Origin of the sequence: Bacillus pretiosus (assembly GCF_051294775.1) — a bacterium.
Lineage (GTDB): Bacteria > Bacillota > Bacilli > Bacillales > Bacillaceae_G > Bacillus_A > Bacillus_A wiedmannii.
Window position 1 is genome coordinate 1 of the sequence record NZ_JBPPHF010000595.1, and the last position, 282, is coordinate 282.

Consider the following 282-nt stretch of genomic DNA (forward strand, 5'->3'; position numbering starts at 1 on the left):
CACTTATCCCTTCCGCACATAGCTACCCAGCTATGCCCATGGCAGAACAACTGGTACACCAGCGGTGCGTCCATCCCGGTCCTCTCGTACTTAGGACAGCTCCTGTCAAATTTCCTACGCCCACGACGGATAGGGACCGAACTGTCTCACGACGTTCTGAACCCAGCTCGCGTACCGCTTTAATGGGCGAACAGCCCAACCCTTGGGACCGACTACAGCCCCAGGATGCGATGAGCCGACATCGAGGTGCCAAACCTCCCCGTCGATGTGGACTCTTGGGGG

At 58.5% G+C, this 282-nt stretch carries 1 rRNA gene; it reads right to left on the reverse strand.

The features are described from left to right. Positions 1 to 282: ribosomal RNA gene (locus ACSG5Z_RS32305) — 23S ribosomal RNA — on the reverse strand; the annotation flags it as partial.